General features: G+C 68.9%; 16 protein-coding genes. 4 read left to right on the top strand and 12 right to left on the bottom strand.

What is annotated here, in order from left to right; all coding sequences use genetic code 11:
• The first annotated feature begins 3 nt into the window (after nt 1-3).
• The 3 genes from Q0R13_RS03320 to Q0R13_RS03310 all read left to right on the top strand — a co-directional run bounded on the left by Q0R13_RS03320 (nt 4) and on the right by Q0R13_RS03310 (nt 6,993).
• Entirely contained in the window at nt 4-3,147 is a 3,144-nt protein-coding gene (locus Q0R13_RS03320; RefSeq protein ID WP_293899447.1) for an efflux RND transporter permease subunit, read from the top strand.
• A gap of 142 nt (nt 3,148-3,289) precedes the next feature.
• Nucleotides 3,290-5,476, top strand: a complete 2,187-nt coding sequence (locus Q0R13_RS03315; RefSeq protein WP_293899444.1) for a TonB-dependent receptor — start codon at nt 3,290-3,292, stop codon at nt 5,474-5,476.
• 23 nt (nt 5,477-5,499) lie between these two features.
• On the top strand, nt 5,500-6,993 hold the full coding sequence (locus Q0R13_RS03310) for a PepSY domain-containing protein (RefSeq protein WP_293899441.1): 1,494 nt from the start codon (nt 5,500-5,502) through the stop codon (nt 6,991-6,993).
• 3 nt (nt 6,994-6,996) lie between these two features.
• Here the strand turns inward: Q0R13_RS03310 and Q0R13_RS03305 are convergent, their stop codons facing one another.
• Both Q0R13_RS03305 and ppsR read right to left on the bottom strand, forming a co-directional pair.
• Nucleotides 6,997-9,162, bottom strand: a complete 2,166-nt coding sequence (locus tag Q0R13_RS03305; protein ID WP_293899438.1) for a GAF domain-containing protein — start codon at nt 9,160-9,162, stop codon at nt 6,997-6,999.
• 27 nt (nt 9,163-9,189) lie between these two features.
• On the bottom strand, nt 9,190-10,506 hold the full coding sequence (gene ppsR / locus Q0R13_RS03300; RefSeq protein WP_293899435.1) for a transcriptional regulator PpsR: 1,317 nt from the start codon (nt 10,504-10,506) through the stop codon (nt 9,190-9,192).
• Nucleotides 10,507-10,693: 187 nt separating this feature from the next.
• Here ppsR and Q0R13_RS03295 point away from each other — a divergent pair, with 187 nt between their 5' ends.
• Nucleotides 10,694-11,374 carry a heme oxygenase (biliverdin-producing) gene (locus Q0R13_RS03295; RefSeq protein WP_293899432.1) on the top strand — a complete coding sequence of 227 codons (681 nt, stop codon included), beginning with the start codon at nt 10,694-10,696 and terminating at the stop codon, nt 11,372-11,374.
• Nucleotides 11,375-11,653: 279 nt separating this feature from the next.
• Here Q0R13_RS03295 and Q0R13_RS03290 read toward each other — a convergent pair whose 3' ends face one another.
• The 10 genes from Q0R13_RS03290 to Q0R13_RS03245 form a co-directional block, all read right to left on the bottom strand.
• Nucleotides 11,654-12,124 carry a hypothetical protein gene (locus Q0R13_RS03290; protein ID WP_293899429.1) on the bottom strand — a complete coding sequence of 157 codons (471 nt, stop codon included), beginning with the start codon at nt 12,122-12,124 and terminating at the stop codon, nt 11,654-11,656.
• Between the two features lie 118 nt (nt 12,125-12,242).
• Nucleotides 12,243-12,560 carry a hypothetical protein gene (locus tag Q0R13_RS03285; protein ID WP_293899426.1) on the bottom strand — a complete coding sequence of 106 codons (318 nt, stop codon included), beginning with the start codon at nt 12,558-12,560 and terminating at the stop codon, nt 12,243-12,245.
• Between the two features lie 212 nt (nt 12,561-12,772).
• A complete protein-coding gene (hemA, locus tag Q0R13_RS03280; protein ID WP_293899423.1) occupies nt 12,773-13,993 on the bottom strand; it encodes a 5-aminolevulinate synthase in 1,221 nt (406 codons plus the stop codon).
• A gap of 21 nt (nt 13,994-14,014) precedes the next feature.
• On the bottom strand, nt 14,015-14,800 hold the full coding sequence (puhE, locus tag Q0R13_RS03275) for a putative photosynthetic complex assembly protein PuhE (protein WP_293899420.1): 786 nt from the start codon (nt 14,798-14,800) through the stop codon (nt 14,015-14,017).
• A 13-nt stretch (nt 14,801-14,813) separates the two neighbouring features.
• Nucleotides 14,814-15,872 (bottom strand): magnesium-protoporphyrin IX monomethyl ester (oxidative) cyclase, encoded by a 1,059-nt coding sequence (acsF, locus tag Q0R13_RS03270; protein ID WP_293899417.1) that lies wholly within the window; start codon nt 15,870-15,872, stop codon nt 14,814-14,816.
• Nucleotides 15,869-16,174 (bottom strand): hypothetical protein, encoded by a 306-nt coding sequence (locus Q0R13_RS03265; RefSeq protein WP_293899414.1) that lies wholly within the window; start codon nt 16,172-16,174, stop codon nt 15,869-15,871. The genes acsF and Q0R13_RS03265 overlap by 4 nt, the downstream gene beginning before the upstream one ends.
• The gene (puhC, locus tag Q0R13_RS03260) at nt 16,171-16,638 is read right to left on the bottom strand and encodes a photosynthetic complex assembly protein PuhC (protein WP_293899411.1); all 468 of its coding nucleotides are present in this window, start codon (nt 16,636-16,638) and stop codon (nt 16,171-16,173) included. Before puhC ends, Q0R13_RS03265 begins: the two co-directional genes overlap by 4 nt.
• 13 nt (nt 16,639-16,651) lie before the next feature.
• Nucleotides 16,652-17,314, bottom strand: a complete 663-nt coding sequence (gene puhB / locus Q0R13_RS03255; protein ID WP_293899408.1) for a photosynthetic complex putative assembly protein PuhB — start codon at nt 17,312-17,314, stop codon at nt 16,652-16,654.
• Entirely contained in the window at nt 17,311-18,108 is a 798-nt protein-coding gene (puhA, locus tag Q0R13_RS03250) for a photosynthetic reaction center subunit H (RefSeq protein ID WP_293899405.1), read from the bottom strand. The genes puhB and puhA overlap by 4 nt, the downstream gene beginning before the upstream one ends.
• Before the next feature lie 24 nt (nt 18,109-18,132).
• A complete protein-coding gene (locus Q0R13_RS03245) occupies nt 18,133-19,650 on the bottom strand; it encodes a BCD family MFS transporter (protein WP_293899402.1) in 1,518 nt (505 codons plus the stop codon).
• Nucleotides 19,651-19,661 lie beyond the last annotated feature (11 nt).

Below are 19,661 nucleotides of genomic sequence, written 5' to 3'. Positions count from 1 at the left end.
CCGATGATCGCCGCCCTCATCCGGGCCTCGGTGCGGGGCCGCATCTTCGTTCTGCTGGCGGCGGTCGCCCTGCTGATCGCGGGCGTCATCGCCGTGTGGTCGACGCCCGTGGACGCCCTGCCGGACCTGTCAGACGTCCAGGTGGTGGTCCGGACGACCTACCCCGGCCAGGCGCCGCAGATCGTCGAGAACCAGGTCACCTATCCGCTCACCACCACCATGCTGTCGGTTCCCGGCGCCAAGATCGTGCGCGGCTACTCGTTCTTCGGCGACAGCTTCGTCTATGTGCTGTTCCAGGACGGCACGGACCTCTACTGGGCCCGCTCGCGGGTGCTGGAGTACCTGAACCAGGCGCAGGGGCGCCTGCCGGCGGGGGCCAGGGCGGCGCTCGGGCCGGACGCCACCGGCGTCGGCTGGATCTACGAATATGCGCTGGTGGACCGCTCCGGGCGCCACGATCTCTCCCAGCTCCGGGGCTTGCAGGACTGGTTCCTGCGCTATGAGCTGAAGAGCCTGCCCGGCGTCGCGGAGGTGGCCAGCCTCGGCGGCATGGTCCGGCAGTACCAGGTGGTGCTCGATCCCACGCGCCTCGCCGCCTATGGCGTCACCCACCAGCAGGCCGTGGCGGCGATCCAGCGCGCCAACCAGGAGACCGGCGGCGCGGTGCTCGAGATGGGCGAGGCCGAGTACATGGTCCGCGCCAGCGGCTACCTGAAGACTTTGGACGACTTCCGCGCCATCCCGCTGCGCACGGCGGCCGGCGGGGCGCCCGTGCGGCTGGGCGACGTGGCCACGGTGCAGATCGGGCCCGAGATGCGTCGCGGCGTCGCCGAGCTGAACGGTGAGGGCGAGGTGGCGGGCGGCGTCGTGGTCATGCGCTCCGGCAAGAACGCGCGCGAGACCATCGCGGCGGTGAAGGACAAGCTCGCCGAGCTGAAGCGCAGCCTGCCGCCGGGTGTCGAGGTGGTCACCACCTACGATCGCTCGCAGCTCATCGACCGGGCGGTCTCCAACCTCTCAACCAAGCTGATCGAGGAGTTCGTGGTGGTGGCCGTGGTCTGCGGCCTGTTCCTCTGGCACGCCCGTTCGGCGCTGGTGGTGATCCTGACCCTGCCGCTCGGCGTACTGTTCGCCTTCCTGGTGATGCGGCTGCAGGGCGTGAACGCCAACATCATGTCGCTGGGCGGCATCGCCATCGCCGTCGGCGCCATGGTCGACGCCGCCGTGGTGATGATCGAGAACGCCCACAAGCGGCTGGAACGCTGGGCGCACGAGCACCCGGACAAGACGATGACGCCCGATACCGGTTGGCGCGTGGTCACCGAGGCCGCCGCGGAAGTCGGGCCCGCGCTGTTCCTCAGCCTGGTGATCATCACCCTGTCGTTCGTGCCGGTGTTCGCCCTGCAGGCGCAGGAGGGCCGGCTGTTCGCGCCGCTGGCCTTCACCAAGAGCTATGCTATGGCCGGGGCCGCGCTGCTCTCCGTCACCCTTGTGCCGGTATTGATGGGCTACCTGATCCGCGGGCGGATTCCGGCGGAGAACGCGAACCCGGTCAACCGCTGGCTCACCCGCGCCTACCGGCCGGCCATCGACTGGGTGCTGCGCCGGCCGCGGACGGTGCTGGCGGTGGCGCTGCTGGTGTTCGCCACCACCGCCTGGCCACTCAGCCGCCTGGGCGGGGAATTCATCCCGCCGATGGACGAGGGCGACCTGCTCTACATGCCCTCGGCCCTGCCGGGCATCTCGGCGGCCAAGGCCTCGGAGTTGTTGCAACAGACCGACCGGCTGATCCGCACCGTGCCGGAGGTCGAGAGCGTGTTCGGCAAGGCCGGGCGCGCCGAGACAGCGACCGATCCGGCGCCGCTGGAGATGTTCGAGACCACCATCCAGTTCCAGCCACGCGACCGGTGGCGGCCAGGCATGACGCCAGAGAAGCTGACCGCCGAGCTGGACCGGGTGGTCAAGGTTCCTGGCCTCGCCAACGTCTGGGTCCCGCCGATCCGCAACCGCATCGACATGCTGGCCACCGGCATCAAGAGCCCCATCGGCGTGAAGGTGTCCGGATCCGACCTGGCGCAGCTCGACCGGGTGGCCGCCCGGGTGGAGGCGGTCGCCAAGCGCACGCCAGGCGTCTCCTCGGCGCTCGCCGAACGCCTGACCGGCGGGCGCTACGTTGACGTAGACATCGACCGCGCCGCCGCCGCGCGGTTCGGCCTCAACATCGCCGACGTGCAGGAGATCGTCGGCGGCGCCATCGGTGGCCAGACGGTCGGTGAGACGGTGGAGGGGGTCGCCCGCTACCCGATCACCGTGCGCTATCCCCGCGAGTTGCGCGACAGCCTGGAGGGCCTGCGCACCCTGCCGGTGCTGACGCCGGCCGGCCAGCAGATCACCCTCGGCACGGTGGCCCGCATCGAGATCGCCGACGGCCCGCCGATGCTGAAGACCGAGAACGCCCGGCCCTCGACCTGGGTCTATGTGGACGTGCGCGACCGCGACCTGAACTCGGTGGTCACCGACCTGCGGCGCGCCGTGGCCCAGGACGTCAAGCTGCCGCCCGGCGTCTCGGTCGCCTATTCCGGCCAGTTCGAGTACCTGCAACGGGCCGCCGAACGCCTGAAGCTGGTGGTCCCCGCCACGCTGGCGATCATCTTCCTGCTGCTCTACGCGTCCTTCCGGCGCTGGGATGAGGCCGCCCTGATCATGGGCACGCTGCCCTTCGCGCTCACCGGCGGCATCTGGGCGCTCTACCTGCTGGGTTACCACCAGTCGGTCGCCACGGGGGTCGGCTTCATCGCCCTGGCAGGCGTGTCCGCAGAGTTCGGCGTGGTCATGCTGATCTATCTCAAGCACGCCCTGGCCGAGCGCGGCCCGGACCCGAACGACGCCGAGCTGACGGCCGCGGTCCGCGAGGGCGCGCTGCTGCGCGTCCGGCCCAAGGCGATGACGGTGGCTGTGATCCTGGCCGGCCTTGCGCCCATCCTCGTCGGCCACGGCGCGGGCTCCGAGGTCATGAGCCGCATCGCCGCCCCGATGATCGGCGGCATGCTCACCGCCCCGCTGCTGTCGATGCTGGTCATCCCCGCGGGCTACCTACTGCTCCGGCGCAGGCGGGCGGGCAGGCTTGCGGCGATCGAGAAGCAATAGCGTCCGTGTCGCGGAGACCGCGGGTTTCACCGGACCTGTAACGTCGCCGCAACCGTTCCGTACTGGCTGCGAACGGGCGCGAGCGGTCTGCTGACTGAACGGCAATCGCGAAGGCGTCCGCGCCAATCGCCGAGGGGGCTCGATGACCAGACCGTCCGTCCGCACGCCGCGGGCCCGCATCCTGATGCTTGCAACGACAGCCGGCCTCGTCTGTCCGGTGGGGGCGTGGGCGGCAGACGCGGTGGCCCCGTCCGTCTCGGAGGTCGTGGTCACCGGCGAACAGGTACGCTCTCTCGAACAGTTCACGCCCACCGCCAGCCGCCTCGACCTGCCGGCGCGGGAGACCCCGGCCACGCTCGATGTGATCACCAGCGCCACCATGACCACGCGCGGGTTCCTGAACGTCGAGGAGGCCGCCAACAGCATGCCGGGGGTGACCTCCGGCGGCGCGCCTGGCGACCTGGAGAACTTCCACATCCGGGGTTTCTCCGACACCCAGATCACCGTCCTGCACAACGGCATCTATGTCGGCCCGTCCGACATGGTGAACCGGCCGCAGAACGCCTTCAACGTCGAGAGCGTCGAGATCCTGAAAGGTCCGGCGTCCGTGCTCTACGGCCAGGGCGCGATCGGCGGCGCGATCAATGTGCTCAACAAGGCGCCCACCTTCGGCCCGGCGACCGCCAACGCCCAGTTCGCCTACGGCAGCTTCGGAACCTATGCCGTCGGCGTCGGCGGCTCGTTGCCGGTCGGGTCCACGGTGGCGATCCGGTTCGACATCAGCCGCACCGGAACCAACGGCTTCGTTCACAACACCGACGGCGACTCCACCAACGGCACCCTGTCGGTGCTGTGGCGCGCCACGCCCGAGCTGGACGTCCAGTTCTCCCTGGACCTGTTGAAGGACCATCCCTCCGGCTACTGGGGCACGCCCCTGGTGACCAAGAGCTTCGCGACCCAGCCGCAGAACGGCGTGGTCTCCACGACCTCGGGCCTGACGCTCGACAAGCGCCTGCGCTACGTCAACTACAACGTCGGCGACGGCTTCATCCGCTCGACCTACGCCTGGCCGCAGCTGCTGGTGAAGTGGCGTCCCAGCGACAGCCTCACCTTCGAGAACTACGCCTACTTCTACCGCGCCAGCCGCAAGTGGATGAACTCGGAGTCCTACGCCTTCAACCCGGTGACCAATCTGATCGACCGGGACCGCTTCTTCGTCTTCCACGACCAGAAGCTCTACGGCGACCAGGGCAGCCTGAGCTGGAAGGCGGACGTGTTGGGCCGGCCGAACCAGCTGGTGGTCGGGTTCGACTACAGCCACCTCGACTTCTCGCGGGCCCGCGGGTTTCCGGACGGCGACAGCGTCGACCCGTTCAACCCCACGCCCGGGACGTTCGGACCGGTCGTGCGGCGTGTGAGCCCGACGACGTGGGACGACACGGCGGTGTTCTTCGAGGACATCCTGTCGCTGACCGACCGGTTGAAGCTCGTCACCGGCGGCCGCTACGACAACCTCGCCCTGGACCGGAAGAACTTCAACGCCAACGGCAGCTTCAACGCCGGGTCGAGCTTCTCGCGCACCTACCAGCCGTTCACCTACCGCGTGGGCCTCGTCTACAACGTCACCCCGACCGTGACGCCCTATGTGTCGTTCACGACCGGCCAGGACCCGGTCGGCTCGAACATCTTCCTGGTCAACGCCGGCGAGGACTTCTCGCTCGGCAAGTCGCGGCAGGTCGAGGCGGGGATCAAGGCCAGCACCCCGGGGAACCGGGCGTCGATGACGGTCTCGGTCTACGATATTCGTCGAAGGAATATCCTGCAGGCGATCTCGCCCGATGTGGCGGTGCCGGTGGGCAGCGAGCGTTCGCGCGGCTTCGAGGCCACCGGCGACGCCAGGCTGACCGACCACCTGACCGTCAACGCCAACCTCGCCTACACCGACGCCAAGTACCGCCGCTTCAGCTTTGTCGATGGCGCCGGGGTGCTGGTCGATGCGTCCGGCAACCGCATCCCCAACGCGCCCAAGTGGGTGGGAAACCTCTGGGCCAGCTACGCCAACCTGTTCGACCTGCCCCTGGACGTGGGCGGCGGGTTGAAACATGTCGGCGCCCGCACCGGCAACGACGCCAACACGCTGACGCTGTCGTCATACACCGTCGCCAACGCCTATGTGACCTGGCGGCTGCGGCCCAACCTCGCGCTCTCCGGCCGGGTCGAGAACCTGACCAACAAGGCGTTCGCCCAGGCCGCTGACGTGTTCTACCCGTCCGAGGTTCTCCTGGGCCGGCCGCGCTACTATCAGGTCGATCTCTCGGCGAAATTCTGATCGCCGGGGTGGGGCCGGACGTCATGCGCCTTCTCATCCTGTTCCACCGCTGGGTCGGCGTCGTGCTCTGCCTGATGTTCGCCGCCTGGTTCGCCACGGGAGCGATGATGGTCTTCGTGGCCTTCCCGGCGTTGCCGGGCGGCGACCGGGCCACCCACAGCGAACGAATCGCGCCGGGGCAAGTCACGCTGACGCCGCGGGAGGCCGCGGCCAGGCTCGGCGATCCCAGCGACCTGCGCCTGGTCGGCCGCGCCGGCCAGGCCGCCTATCTTGGAACCCGCCAGGGACACGCCATCGCGGTCGCGGCCACGGACGGCCGCGTGCTGGCCCCGCTGGACGCCACACAGGCGGCCCAAGTCGCGTCCGCCTTCGCCCACGCCCACGCCGCGTCGGTCTCCGAGCCATTCGACTACGACCAGTGGATCGTCCACCAGCAGTTCGACCCGTTGCGTCCCTTCTACCGCGTGCGGCTGGCCAGCGATGACGGGCTCGACCTCTATGTCTCGGCGCGGACGGGCGAGGTCGTGCAGCGGACCCGGCGGCTCGAGCGCGCCGCCAACTGGGTCGGCTCGGTGATCCACTGGGTCTACTACGTGCCGCTGCGGCGCAGCTTCGCCGCCTGGGACTGGACCGTCTGGATCGGCGCCCTGGTCGGGCTGGCCTCAGTCAGCGCCGGCCTGACCCTGGGGGTCCGCGCCACCCTGAAGATGCAGCGGAGCCGGCGTTCCTCGCCGTCGCCGTTCCGCGGGTTGATGCGCTGGCATCACCTGCTGGGGCTCGTGGCGGGCCTGTTCGTGTTCGCCTGGATCGGCAGCGGCTGGCTCTCCATGGACCACGCCCGCCTGTTCTCAAGCGGAGAGGCGTCGCGGGCGGCGGCCGCGGCCTACGTGGGCGACGACGGCCCGGCGGCGACCCGGCTGGGGTTGGCCGATGTGCAGACGGCCGCCCGTGGCGCGACGCGGGTCGAGTTCGGACGTGTCGCCGGCTGCGACGTGGCCGCGTCGGTTGGCCCTGGCCTGCAACGCTCGCTGGCCGCGTGCCCCCAGGGCCGTCAAGACGGGGCCACTCTGTCCCCCGCCCTGATCACGGCGGCGCTGCGCTCCGCCTGGCCGCAGGCCAGGATCGGGCCCTTGAGCGCACTGCGCGCCGACAGCCCCTACCCCAAGGCCGAGGGCCTCCCGGACGGCGTGCTGCGGGCGAAGGTCGATGGCGCCGAGCCGTTCAGCGTCTTTGTCCATCCGGCCAGCGGAAAGCTGCTGGTGGTGATGGATCGCAGCCGCGCCGCCTATGCCTGGCTCTACTACATGGTCCACACCTACAACTATCCAGGCCTGTCGGACCGCCCCGCGCTAAGGATCACGATCCTGCTCGTCCCCCTCGCGCTCGGCTTCGCCTTCGCCGTCACCGGCGTCCTGGCCGGGCTGCGCCGTTTGGGTAGTTTCACGCCGCACCGCCAGGAAGGCCTCGCTGACGCTGCGGGTGAAGGACTCGTCGGGTCGCCCGGCCGCCGAGTCTGAGGCTCAGGGCTTTGATCCGCGGCGGGCGTGCCAGATCAAGTGCTCAAGCACCTCGGCGGTCCGCGCGACAGAGACCCGGACGCTTTCCAGCATTTCGGGCATGCTCTCGACGTCCGCGCGGTCGGTGATCTCCAGCGCGGCGAGCTGGGCGTTCTCCACCACCGCTGACATCAGGTTCTGATAGGCGAGATCCGTCTTCGACCCGATCTGGCCTGCCACCAGGCGATGGCGCTCGATGATGCCTTCCTGGAACCGCAGCCGCGCGGCGGCCGCCTCTTTTTGCTCGGTATTGTCCGACAGGAGAACCACGAAGCCGCGGACGCGATCGACCGTGGCGAACACCGGATCCGCCCGGATGAGCATCGGCAGAGCGCCGGCGCGGCTGGTTTCCAGGTAGATCTCGCCACGCCAGGTCCGCCGATTGGTCACGAGCTCGGACAGTCGCCGCCGCACTTCGGCGGGTTCGGCGAACAGGTTCGTCAGGTCGTCCAGCCACTCCAGATGCACATGGGTGGACGGCATCAGGCGCTCGAAGGCGTCGTTGATGAGCAGGATGCGCCCGGTTTCGTCGGCGATCACCACCGGCTGTTCGGAAACGTGCACGTGGCGCCGAACCTGGTCGAGCTGGTCCTGCAGGATCAGCATCTGGACCGAGCGGAACTGGAGGATCACGTCGGCGACGGTCGCCCCGATCAGGCGGGCGGCCGCGAGATCGGCGGCGGTCCAGGGCTCGGAACTGCCCTCCATCAACTGATGCCACTGCGAGAACGAGCGGCGGGGCGACAGATCGCGAGGATCGTCACCGATCACGACCGGTTTGAACGGGTTCCCGCCCCAGGTGATGGTGCGGATCAGCTCAGGCCGGAACCAAAGCAGGTACTCGCCCGGCGAGTTGGAGACGGGCGCCGCCAGAAGTCCGCTCGCGACCTGGGTCAGGAGCGAGAATTGCGGCGCATCGAGCCCGAGCGACGCCGTGCCGATCACCGGCGATCGCGGTTGGGCGTCCAGCCAGCGGCCCAGTTCGCGCACCTCCCGGGTGCCGGGGACTTCGCCCGCGGTCAGGATCTGGCCATCGAACAGCAGCGCGGCGCCGCCGGCGCCCAGCGGTTGCAGCAGCGCCGTCGGGCTGTCGAACAGCGCGCCGCGCCAGTCGCCCTCGGAGCCGATCGACTCGATCATCCGCTGTTCCAGCCGGCGCACCGAGAGTTCGGCCTGGGACTGGAGGAAGCTCTCCAGCGCCGCGATGCGGGTCGCGACGGCTTCGGCCAGCAGTTCGCAGACCGACCGGATCTCGAACTGAACGAAACGCGGCTTGTAGTGGTGGCAGGACACCAAGCCCCAAAGCTTACCCTCGACCACCAGCGAGGCTACCAGGGTCGCCGCCACGCCCATGTTCTTGAGATACTGGATATGGATGGGCGACATGCTCCGCAGGGCGCAGAGCGACATGTCGAGGTCCTGGCCGGTGATCGGCGACAGGCGGGGATTGAGCCCCACCGGCTCGTAGGCGACATCGACCAGCACGCGCACCCGGTTGCGCACGTAGAGCCGGCGCGCCATCTGCGGGATGTCGGAGGCGGGATAGCGGTTGCCGAGAAACGCCTCCAGCTCCGGCTCGCGCTGCTCGGCAAAGACCTCTCCATGGCCGTGTTCGTCGAACCGATAGACCATGACCCGGTCGTAGCCGCAGATAGATTTGAAGATCTTCGCGGTCTCGTCGCACAGGCCGCGGAGCGAAGGGCTGGCGACGATGGTCTCCATCGCGTCGGCGACCGGGCGCGACCAGTCCAGCAGGTCGCCGGTGGGCTCTAGCTCGATGATCAGGCCCCCGTTGGGCGAGCGATGCACCAGTCCGTCATAGTCCGCGCCGCCGCCGCCGACCGTGCAGCGCATGGCGATCGGCGCGGATTGCGCCGCCTCGTGCGCGTAGAGTCGGAACTGGTCGGCGAGGTCGCCTCCGAGCTCTTCCAGCGAGCGCCCGATCGGGCTGGCGTCCAGCCCTAGCAGGGCGGCGGTGTTCTCGCTGGCCTGGACGATGATGAGGTCCGGTTCGTGGAGCAGCAGCAACACGCCGTGCGGCTGGATCGAGCCCGCCAGGTGGATCTGTTCACGCTCGCAGTTGGAGAGATCGGCCTCGCCGAAAGCGGGCGTCGATAACGCGCGCGACACCAAATCACGACCTCCCGCCCGGCGTGATCAATCGCTGGATGGCGACGTCGCGTCCGACCCGCCATCCAACCCGTAGCGGTTGAGCTTGGCATAGAGGCTTTGACGGCTGAGGCCAAGCCGTTCGGCGGCTGCGGTCCGGTTCCCGTCCGTGATCTGCAGCGCGGACTCGACGTAGTGGCGCTCGACGACCTCGACCGCCGCCTGCACCAGGCTCTTCAGCGGGGATTGTCCCGCGGCCGCGAGCGCCGGCAGCTGTGGCTGCGCGCCGCCGCTCAGGGCAAGGGCGGGGCGCGATCCGGTTTCACGCAGCGACACGCCGATGAAGCCGGAGGGCCCGCCGGCGTCCGCGCCCGCCGAGACCTCCACGGCGATGCTCCGGCCGCGTTCGCCCTGCAGGGTCGTCGCGTAGGCACGGACGCGACCCTGGTGACGCACGTCGGCCAGCAGGGCGGCGAAGTCCGCGCCGGGCTGGCGCATCCACCGGTCGAGACTGCGGCCCACGACCGCGCTTTCGACATCGACCTGGATCAGTTCGAGAAAGGCCTGGTTCGCGGATTGAACACGACCGTCGCGGTCGAGCACCACGAACCCATCGGGCATGCAGTGCAGGATGCCGTTCACCTCGACCGGTTCGGGCGGTGCGACGGCGACGGCGCCTTGGCCCACGGGCGCCAGCTGGATCATATAGAACGACGTCGCGTCGTCGTTCATCAGCGACGCCCGCAGGATCCACGGCGCCTGCTGGGCGCCGATGTGAAACACGCTGCCCGGTGCGCGTCCGCTTTCGCGCACCCGCGCCAGCATGGCGCGGAACGGCTCGCGCTCGCGCGGCGCCATTTCGTTGAGGAATTCCCAGCCGCGGGTCAGCCCCAGCGCGCGGATCGCCGCCGGATTGGCTTCCACGACCCGCATGTCGTCCGAGCCAAGCACCAGGACCGCCTCATTGGACGCGTCGAACAGCAGCCGGTAGCGGGTTTCGACCTCACGCAGCTTCCAATAGTCCCGCTCCATGGCCTCCTGGGCCGCGAGCAGGCGGGACTGCAGTTCGGACGAGGCCTGCAGGTTTCGGCCGATCGCCATCAGCCCCGCGCCGTCGCCGAGCCGGACCGTGGTGTATTCGATCGGCAGTTCCAGGCCGCTCGGGAACCGCTGAAGAATCTGCCGATAGGCCGACAGTCCTCCCAGCCTTGCATCGTCCAGCGAACGGCGCACCTTTTCGACGCCGCTGTCGGCCACCGTCTCGATCCAGGGCCGGCCGAGCCAGGTCTTCACGAACTCGCCCGCAACCGTATTGGATACGGTGACGTCGGTGATCACGTCGTTCCTGTCGAGCAGGAGCGTCACGTCAGGTTGGGAGATGACGTTGACACCTGTAAGGGGCGCTTGAATGATGGTGTCTCCTGGGACGGGGAATCCTCGCCTTCCATAGCACCTCCCCAGCGGACGTGACACACGGGCCGACGATCTCGGTCGTTTTTTGATGGGTGAGCCTTGAGAGTGTCCAGGGCGCGTTACGGTTCGGGCTGAAACGATGGATATCGGAACCGAGCGGCCTGCCCTTTCGTCCGTGCTCAGGGACCAGACCCGCGCCTTGCATGTCCAGGCCGAGCGTTCGGGGTTCGTCGCCGACATGCTGCGGGGTCGGGCCAGCCTGCCAGGCTACGCGCTCTACCTGCGCAACCTGGCGCCCGCCTATCGGCAACTGGAGCTGGGGCTGGAGCGTCACCGCACGACGCCGGCGATCCGCGACCTGGCCGTGGGCGCGGTCTACCGCTCGGCGGCCCTGGCGGCGGATCTCGACAGCCTGCAGGGCGGGGACTGGGCGGCGGACCTGCCATTGCTGCCCTGCGGCAGGCGCTATGCCGACCGCATCGCCGACGCGGCCGAGGGGAACGGCGAGGCGCTGATCGGGCATGCCTACGTCCGCTATTTCGGGGACCTCAACGGCGGGCAGATGCTGAAGCGCCTGCTCGCCAAATCGCTCGATCTGCCGGCCGCCAGCCTGTCCTTCTACGACTTCCCGGCGATCGACGATCTCGCGGACTTCAAGCGATCCTATCGCGAAGCCCTGGATCGCTCAGCCGAATGGGTCGCGGATCGGGAGGGCGTCGTCGAGGCGGCCCTGGGCGCCTTCGCGACCAACATCGAGCTTTCAGAGGCGGTGGGCCGCGCCGTCCTCGAGCTCCAGGCCGGCGGCGTCGCGTCCCTCTAGGGTCCTGCCCAATACCGCTCATCCCGGCGAAGGCCGGGACCCAGATGGGATAGCTCAGATGTGGGCTCCAGGCGCGCCGAGCCCGTCCAACCCGCGTCCCAGCCATCGGATCTGGGTCCCGGCCTTCGCCGGGATGAGCGGTCAAAGGTCTGGGTGAGCCTGGACCCTAGAGCCATTCTGGTTCAAGTGCAGTCTCTTGAACCAGACAAAAAGGCTCTGACTCTTTGAATTAGAGCGCGTCGGGCGGCGAAACCGGGATCCACTTTCGCCTGACGCGCTCTAGCGACGCAATGCGGTCGATGCGCGACGCTGGGCCACGTAGTGCGCCAGCCGGGTCGCCACCGCGGGATCGCGCCACAGCAGGACGGCGGCGCTCAGCAGCCCGGCGTGCAGGAACAGGGCGCCCGAGCCGACATGGACCATGTTCCAGATCAGCCCGGGGCCAACCGCCATCGCCGCGCTCGCCAGGGCGTAGGCGCCGAGCCTGAGCTGGGTGGTGGGCGTGGACAGCCGCCAGGCCACCGCGGCGATCGCGCCGCCGGCCATCAGCGTCTTGATCGCGGTCATGGCGCGCAGCAGGAACGTCAGGTCCGCGCCGGCCGTCGCGGCGGCCAGCGACGCCGCCTGGCTGCCCGTGGCGAGACATCCCGCGGCTGCGGCGACGCAGACAACCACAGCCAGCAGGAGGCGCGCCGTCGAGGGCCGGGTCTCCGAGTAGCCGCGCGAAGGGGTGGGTAGAACCAGGGTCATGGCGCGCTCCTGATGCGTCCGGACCGGCACGGCGATCCGGAGGTTTCGAGGTCGGCACCGTACCTCGAAAACCATCGGAAAACATCGGTCCGCCGGAAGAAGATTCCGATGGCTGCCGTCAGCGCGACGGCGTGTCCGTCAGCGCTTCGAGCTTGCGCTTGGCGGGCGTCGGGGTCGCCTGATGCGCCTTCGAGCCGACGGCGGCGACGGGCGCGGCACTGGCCAGGCAGGACTTGTAATAGGCTTGGCGGGTGTTGTGGCTCAGGCTCCGCTTCGACGCCTGGGCTTCGCACTGCCTGGCGCGCACGGCGCGGTCCGCGCCGCTGGGGGCGGTGATGGCCTTGGCGGCCGGGCTCTGCGCCGCCGAGGCGCTGGAGCTCACGATGGAGGCGAAGGCGACGGCGGTCAGTGTCAAGGCGGTCATGGTCGGGCGCATGGGCTTCTCCTGAAAAGCTTTCCGCGAGGACCCCATTCGAGGTCCTCGATATCGAGGGCCGATCAGGAACGACCGTGGCTGATTTCTGTTCCGAGGGTGTAAGGCCGGCCTTACGCGCGGCGGCGCCTCCCAGCCATCCGGCAAGCCGGAATCGCGGAGGTCGGGGGCCGTCGAGCGGTCCCCCGATCCTCCGTTGGAGATTAGCTCGAAGGTCAGGCGGCCACAGAGGACCGGCTGAGCGCGCAGCGCGACCAGAGTTCGGACAGTGCGGTCGACAGCTTGGCGATGTCGTCGTCGGTGTGGAACGGCGACGGCGTGATGCGCAGCCGCTCGGTGCCGCGCGGCACGGTCGGATAGTTGATCGGCTGGATATAGATGCCGTAGTTGTCCAGCAGCCAGTCGCTGATCATCTTGCACTTCACCGGATCGCCGACCATCACGGGAATGATGTGGCTCTCGTTCTCCAGGCAGGGGATGCCGAGCGCGGTCAATTCCTTGCGCACCCGAGCCACCCGGTTCTGATGCCGCGCGCGCTCGAATTCGCTCTGCTTGAGATGCTGAATGCTGACGCGCGCGCCCGCGGCGATCGCCGGGGGCAGGGCGGTGGTGAAGATGAAGCCCGACGCGAAGCTGCGGATGAAGTCGCACATCGCCGCCGATCCGGCCACATAGCCGCCCATGACGCCGAACGCCTTGGCCAGGGTGCCTTCGATCACGGTGATCCGGTCCATCAGGCCTTCGCGCTCGGCGATGCCGCCGCCGCGCGGGCCGTAGAGGCCGACCGCGTGCACCTCATCCAGGTAGGTCATGGCGCCATGGGCGTCGGCAACGTCGCACAGTTCCTTGATCGGGGCGATGTCGCCATCCATCGAATAGACCGACTCGAAGGCGATCAGTTTCGGCCGCCCGGGCTCGATGGCCGATAGCTTGCGGTCCAGGTCCGCGACGTCGTTGTGCGCGAAGATCCTGCACTCGGCCCCGCCGTGGCGGATCCCCTCGATCATCGAGGCGTGATTGGCCGCATCCGATAAGACCACGCAGTTGGGTAGCCGGCTCGTCAGCGTGCTGAGCGCCGCCCAGTTGGACACGTAGCCGGAGGTGAAGATCAAGGCCGCTTCCTTCTGGTGAAGGTCGGCCAACTCCTGCTCCAACAGTACGTGGTAGTGGTTGGTGCCCGAGATGTTGCGCGTGCCGCCGGCCCCGGCGCCGCACTTGGCCAGCGCCTCGTGCATCGCCTCCAGCACCTTGGGGTTCTGCCCCATGCCGAGATAGTCGTTCGAGCACCAGACCGTTACGTCCTGGACCTGGCTGTCGTGATGGCGCGTGGCCCGGGGGAAGGCGCCCGCCTTGCGTTCCAGGTCGGCGAACACCCGGTAGCGGCCTTCCGCACGCAAGCCGTCCAGCTGGTCGCGGAAGAAATGCTCATAGTCCATGATCGGTCACTCCCCGTAAGGCTATTTCGTTGCGCCATTTCTGGCGGAGGTCGGCAGGGCCCAGCGCCACAGAGCGGCGTCATGCAGCGGCAGGACCATGAAGGCGTGCTCGATGATCGCGAGCGCGGTCAGGGCGAACACCAGCGCGAAGCTCACCAGCTCGAAGGCGCCGGCGTCCGGCTTCAGCGCGATCGCGGCTTCCACCCAGGCCAGGGCCCCGCCGGCCAGGATCGACAGCGGAAACAGCGCCGTCATCGGCCCCTTGCGCAGATAGCTGGTCAGGTACTGCAGATGGTCCGGAAAGAACTCGGCGTTGAAATTGGGCACGCCCAGAAACAGGTTCAGCTTGGCGCTGAGCCGGCCGGCGAACAGAATCGCGAAGGTCCAGCAGCCGACCTGGTTCGGCTGGTTCCAGCTGATCGCCACGATCGCCGCCGCCGTCAGCGCCAGCGCGATCTCATGATGGATCACGGTCGAGGTCGCCAGCGAGAACCGTCGCCACGACCGGGCGTCAGGCGGGCAGGGCGAGCGCCGTGGCCCGGCGATGAAGCCGGTCAGGAAGCTCAGTTCGTGCCACCCCCAAAGCCCCAGCGCGCAGGTGAAGGCCAGGACGGCGCCCATCGGCGAGGCGTTCGACAGGCTGGCGGCCAGTCCGAACATCGCGGCGACGGCGACCACCGAGCCGCCGACCAGGGTCCAGCGATAGGTCGCGCTCGGCCGGCGGTCCAGCCACAGAATCGCACCGGTGCTGAACCACCAGAGGAAGATGGTGTAGAGAACGGCCGAACCGATCGCGGCGAAGATCATCGGGGCGCGTCCTTCACCACACAGGCGCGAGACGCACGGTGGCCGGCGCTTCGTTGGGCACGCTCGGCAGCAGATAGAGCCCGGCCAGGATCGCGGCGGCTTCGATCCCGAGCGCGACACGCTTCAGCCCGCCGAGCAGGCCGCCGCCGGACGCCGAGATCGCCGCGGTGACCTCCGCCAGGCGCGCAAAGCCGGCGCGGAACCGCGGATGGTCGATATCCAGCGTCATCGGGAAGGTCTGCTTGGAGATCTCGGAACAGATCCGGAAGACCGCGTAGTCGTACTCGGTCGGGTCCAGACCCAGCGCGGCGTGAAAGGCTGGCCGGGCGTGATCGCGCACGTACATCGTCGCGTAGACCGAAAGCAGGAAGAACTTGATCCAGAGCTTGTTGCCGCCCCGAAGCCACCCGGGGTTCGCGCGCATCAGCAGGGCGATGGCGTCGCCGTGGCGGAATTCGTCGGCGCACCACTCCTTGAACCATTTGAAGATCGGGTGGAAACGCAGGTCAGGACGGCGCTCTAGCTGGCGGTAGATTGTAATATAACGCGCGTAACCGATCTTCTCGGACAAATATAAGGGGTAGAATAGAAATTTCGGTTTGAAATACTTGTACTTCTTAGTCTTGGTCAGGAAGGCGAGATCGACGCCGATTGAGAAATCCTTCAGGGACTCGTTGATGAAGCCCGCATGCCGAGCTTCGTCGCGGGTCATGTATTTGAACAATGCCTTAAGGTCGGGATTCTGCACTCGCTTTACGATTTCGGCGTAGAGGACACACCCGGAGAACTCCGCCGTCAGCGAACTGACTAGAAAGTCCACGAACTCGCCGCGGAGCTCAGGCTCCAAGTCTTCGAGCAGGTTCTCGAACCGCTCGGTCCGCTTGAAATGGTCGCGGTTCGGATCGCTGGCCATTTCGGCGACCAGGGCGTCCCATTCGGCGCGCACGGAACTGACGTCCATACGATCCATCGCATCGAAGTCGGTGGTGTAGAAGCGCGGGCTGAGCACCGTGTCCTTCTGCGCCAGACGCGTCGTGTCGACGGCCGGATCGGCGAATGCGGCGGCGGTCATGGCAACCTCCCGGGGGTGAAGCTGACGTCATAGAGTTCGGACAGTTCGAACCGGGCGGCGATGCGCGTCCACTGGCGTTCCAGCCAGCCGGCCCGCTCGACGGTGGCGTCGCGGCGCAGGGTCAGCTTGTCGCCGAAGACCACCCGGATCGGCGCGCCGTGCACCCGGACACGGTCGCCGGGGCGAAGGGCGATGCCCGAATCCAGATCGACATGGGCGTGCAGGCTGGTCTCGGAATGCTCGATCTCGATCGTGCAGGGCGTGAGCAGACGACGGCGGATTAGGAATGGAATGGGGATCATGACGCCGCCTGCCGTCCGGGCAGCATCTGGGCGAAGGCGTCCTTGTTGGTGTTCCCGAACGCGTCGAGGTCGATGAGGCGACCGGTGGCGGGGTCTTCGAGCGCCAGCCGCCCGCCGGCCCACTGGGAGATCCGGAACGGCGCGTCCGCGCCCAGGCCGCGGCGCTTTCGGTCGTGCACCAGGCCGCGCATGACGCTGCGGACGAAGCCGTTCGTGCCGGGGGCCAGGGAGGTCACCACCTGGTTGCTGCGGCTCTCGCGGACGCTGACAGAGCCGTCGGTTTCGTCGAAGAACCGGACCTCGACCGAGCGTACCGGCGCCGCCTGCGGTGTCGCGGCGACGTCGGACGGGGCGCTGAGCCGCGCCAGGCGGACGGCCCCGGTAGCGATCAGCGAGAAGCCGATCAGGGCGCTGGCGGCGATCAGCGCGCCTTTCGGAAACGGTTCTTTGTCCAGGGCGCTCATGTCGGGCTCCAGCTCAGGCGGCCACGGTCTCGGGACGGGCCAGGCCCGGCTCGCGCGAGGATTGCGGCGACGGATCGCTCGGCCGCGCCAGTTCGATCGGGACCTGATCGGCGATGGCCGAGGCCAGGATCGTGGCGACCGCGCGGGCGTTCGGCAGCGCGCGGAAGGTCGGTTGCGGCGCCGCGATCCGCCAGGGTCGGGCGTGCGGCCACAGGTGCAGGAAGGCGATCTTGTTGGGCGCCTTCAGAGTCAGGGCCAGGTCGCCGCAGCCGTTGGAGACCGGCTTGAGGGCGGCGCTCTCGATGATGGCGAACGGGATGTTGATCGCCTTCGGGATGGCCGCCCCGAACCGCAGGACCACGCGGCGATTGGTGATCGTGTAGACCGTGGTGCGGCTGTTCAGCCAGGCGAGGCCGCCCAGGATCCCCACCGCCAGTAGGGCGATCGGCGCGACGGCGAGCGCCGACGTCAGCGCGGCGGTCGGCGCCTCTCCGCCCATCACCGCCCCGGCCGTCCGCCAGACCAGCATGAGTCCGAAATAGGCGGCCACGGCGCGGACGTGGAAGGCCTGCTGCGCCAGGCTCAGCCCGTTCGGCGCGCCTTGCCACAGGATGGTCTCACCCTCCGGCAAGGCGCCGGGCAGGCCACGGACGGATTCGAAGTCGTGTTCGCTCATAGCCAGGGCTCCGTGCGCATTTTGGACGCATAGAGGAACCCGCCGCCGTAGTAGGCGCAGACGCGTTCCTCCTCGAACAAGGTGATCTGGTCGGGGTTCTCGAGGGTGGGCGCGCCGGCGAATTGCGCGCCGAAGATGGCGTCGACCCGCACGGTCCCCTTCGATTTCATGATCACGGCCATCGTCATGGGCACCAGCACATGCTTGACGGCGGCCGGCGCCGCGCCGGGGGCCGGCGTCACCGCCACTTCGAGATAGCGGATCATGTATTCGGCGCGGTCGACCCAGACATCGGTCACCACCCCGCCCGCGACCCGATCGGCGCCGATCACCGTCATGCCGCGCGGATCCGGGTCCCGCGACTCCAGGGAGAAGCCCTCGGCGATGCGCAGCGGGACGATCTTGGGCGCGCCATGCAGCGTCAGGTCAGGCTTGTGCGCCCGGCGTGCGTAGGATCCCGGGCCGACCCCGGCCTGCATGGGATCGCCAGTGGGCTCCAGCGGCGATCCCGAGGCGCGCGACGTGCGCCGGGCCGCCAGGTCCTGGCTTTCGCGCAGGCTGTTCGGCTTGGCGAGCGTACCCTGGGCATGGGGCAGGATGAAAGTTTTCGGACGGGCGGCGAACAGCAGGCCGCCGCCGGGTTCGAGGCGCCCGGACAACTCCTCCTCGAGCGGATAGCCCTCGCGGCGGTCTTCGCGGCGCAGGTAGATGATCAGCGCGACGAAGAACAGGACGAACGCGCTGAGAATGATCTCGGTCACGTCGACGTTGCCGAAGAAGAACAGGTTGTGCATAGCGGACCTCCTATTGTGGCCGGATCATGTGGTGGATCCGGCCAGGTTGGTCAGGGCGGCGGATGAAGAGGCTTGGCCCGCGTCGCTGCGCCCTGCGAGGGGCCCGATGGCGATCAGGGTGGCAAACAAGAGGAGCAGCTCGATCAGGTACACCGCCGTGTAGCCGGTGGCCGGGCTGGTCAGGGTCGGGCCGAGCCGGCCGGAGGCTGCGAGCGAGGCGATCGTGTCGCTGAGCACCCCGCCGGAGGCGATGGCGAGGCCGGCGGCCAGGGCCTGGACCGCGCCCCAGGCGCCAAGCGCCAGGCCGGTCGCATCGCCCTGGGCCATGCTCATGGAGGCCGTCAGGGTGCCGTGCGCGAACAGGCCGGCGCCGAAGCCCACCAGGGCGACGCCGAGCGCGAACAGCAGCGGCGACCCGACCGGCGCGGCGAAGATCACCGAGGTGAACGCCGCCAGCCCCGCCAGCGCCCCGAAGCCCGCGACACGGTAGGGATCGGCCCCGCGGTTAAGGCTGCGCGCCGCCAGCCCAAGCCCCGCCGCGCCGCCGACCGCCAGCATGGCGGTGAGGGTGGTGGTCGCGCTGACCGAAAGGTGCAGGATCTTGCCGCCATAGGGCTCCAGCAGGACGTCCTGCATGCTGAAGGCGACGGTTCCCAGGCCGATGGCCAGCAGGCGGCGGCCGGCGCGGCCGGTCCGCGTGTAGGCGGCCCAGGATTCGCGGAAGGCGGGTCCGGGCGCCTCGGCGATCCGGTTGCGGTTGCGGGCTTCCTGCTTCCAGAGCGCGAAGCCGTTGAGCAGCATGGTGACCACGGCCGAGCCCTGGATCACCTGGATCAGCCGCAGTTCGCTGAACGGCTTCAGCAGCACCCCGAAGCTGAGCGCGGAGGCCACCGTGCCGACGATCAGCATGAAGCAGAGCAGGGCCACGACCTTCGGCCGCGCATGGGCCGGCGCCAGATCCGTGGCCAGGGCGAGGCCCGCGGTCTGGGTCATGTGCAGCCCGGCGCCGGCCAGCAGGAACGCCAGCGCCGCACTCGCCTGGCCGATGATCGGCGGGCCGCGCGAGTCGCCCGACAGCAGGATCAGCGCGAACGGCATGATCGCCAGCCCGCCGAACTGCATCAGGGTGCCGAACCAAATGTAGGGCACCCGGCGCCAGCCCAGGACCGAGCGGTGCACGTCGGAGCGATGGCCCACCAGCATGCGGAAGGGCGCGAACACCAGCGGCAGCGAGATCATCGTCGCCACCACCCACGCCGGCAGTCCCAGCTCGACGATCATCACCCGGTTCAGGGTGCCGATCAGCAGCACCGCCGCCATGCCGACCGTCACCTGGAACAGCGACAGCCGCAGCAGCCTGCCGAGCGGCAGTTCTGGCGTGGCGGAATCGGCGAACGGCAGCATGCCGACGCCGACGTTGCGCCAGGACCAGGCCGGAATCCCGGGCTCGGTCGCGCTGACCTTGGGCGCCGGGGGATCGCCCAGTCGCGCCATCGGCGTGCCGGTCATGTCGAGCCGGACGGTGTCGCACGCGGCCGGCATCGGCCTCCCGG

Source organism: Phenylobacterium sp., assembly GCF_025351295.1.
Lineage (GTDB): Bacteria > Pseudomonadota > Alphaproteobacteria > Caulobacterales > Caulobacteraceae > Phenylobacterium.
Note: the sequence above shows the minus strand (reverse complement) of the source record. Positions and strands in the feature narration are given on the sequence as shown.

Coding starts and splice junctions, on each gene's coding strand:
- Q0R13_RS03320 (WP_293899447.1), top strand. CDS start 4: ATGATCGCCGCCCTCATCCGGGCCTCGGTGCGGGGCCGCATCTTCGTT.
- Q0R13_RS03315 (WP_293899444.1), top strand. CDS start 3,290: ATGACCAGACCGTCCGTCCGCACGCCGCGGGCCCGCATCCTGATGCTT.
- Q0R13_RS03310 (WP_293899441.1), top strand. CDS start 5,500: ATGCGCCTTCTCATCCTGTTCCACCGCTGGGTCGGCGTCGTGCTCTGC.
- Q0R13_RS03295 (WP_293899432.1), top strand. CDS start 10,694: ATGGATATCGGAACCGAGCGGCCTGCCCTTTCGTCCGTGCTCAGGGAC.
- Q0R13_RS03290 (WP_293899429.1), bottom strand. CDS start 12,124: ATGACCCTGGTTCTACCCACCCCTTCGCGCGGCTACTCGGAGACCCGG.
- Q0R13_RS03285 (WP_293899426.1), bottom strand. CDS start 12,560: ATGCGCCCGACCATGACCGCCTTGACACTGACCGCCGTCGCCTTCGCC.
- hemA (WP_293899423.1), bottom strand. CDS start 13,993: ATGGACTATGAGCATTTCTTCCGCGACCAGCTGGACGGCTTGCGTGCG.
- puhE (WP_293899420.1), bottom strand. CDS start 14,800: ATGATCTTCGCCGCGATCGGTTCGGCCGTTCTCTACACCATCTTCCTC.
- acsF (WP_293899417.1), bottom strand. CDS start 15,872: ATGACCGCCGCCGCATTCGCCGATCCGGCCGTCGACACGACGCGTCTG.
- Q0R13_RS03265 (WP_293899414.1), bottom strand. CDS start 16,174: ATGATCCCCATTCCATTCCTAATCCGCCGTCGTCTGCTCACGCCCTGC.
- puhC (WP_293899411.1), bottom strand. CDS start 16,638: ATGAGCGCCCTGGACAAAGAACCGTTTCCGAAAGGCGCGCTGATCGCC.
- puhB (WP_293899408.1), bottom strand. CDS start 17,314: ATGAGCGAACACGACTTCGAATCCGTCCGTGGCCTGCCCGGCGCCTTG.
- puhA (WP_293899405.1), bottom strand. CDS start 18,108: ATGCACAACCTGTTCTTCTTCGGCAACGTCGACGTGACCGAGATCATT.
- Q0R13_RS03245 (WP_293899402.1), bottom strand. CDS start 19,650: ATGCCGGCCGCGTGCGACACCGTCCGGCTCGACATGACCGGCACGCCG.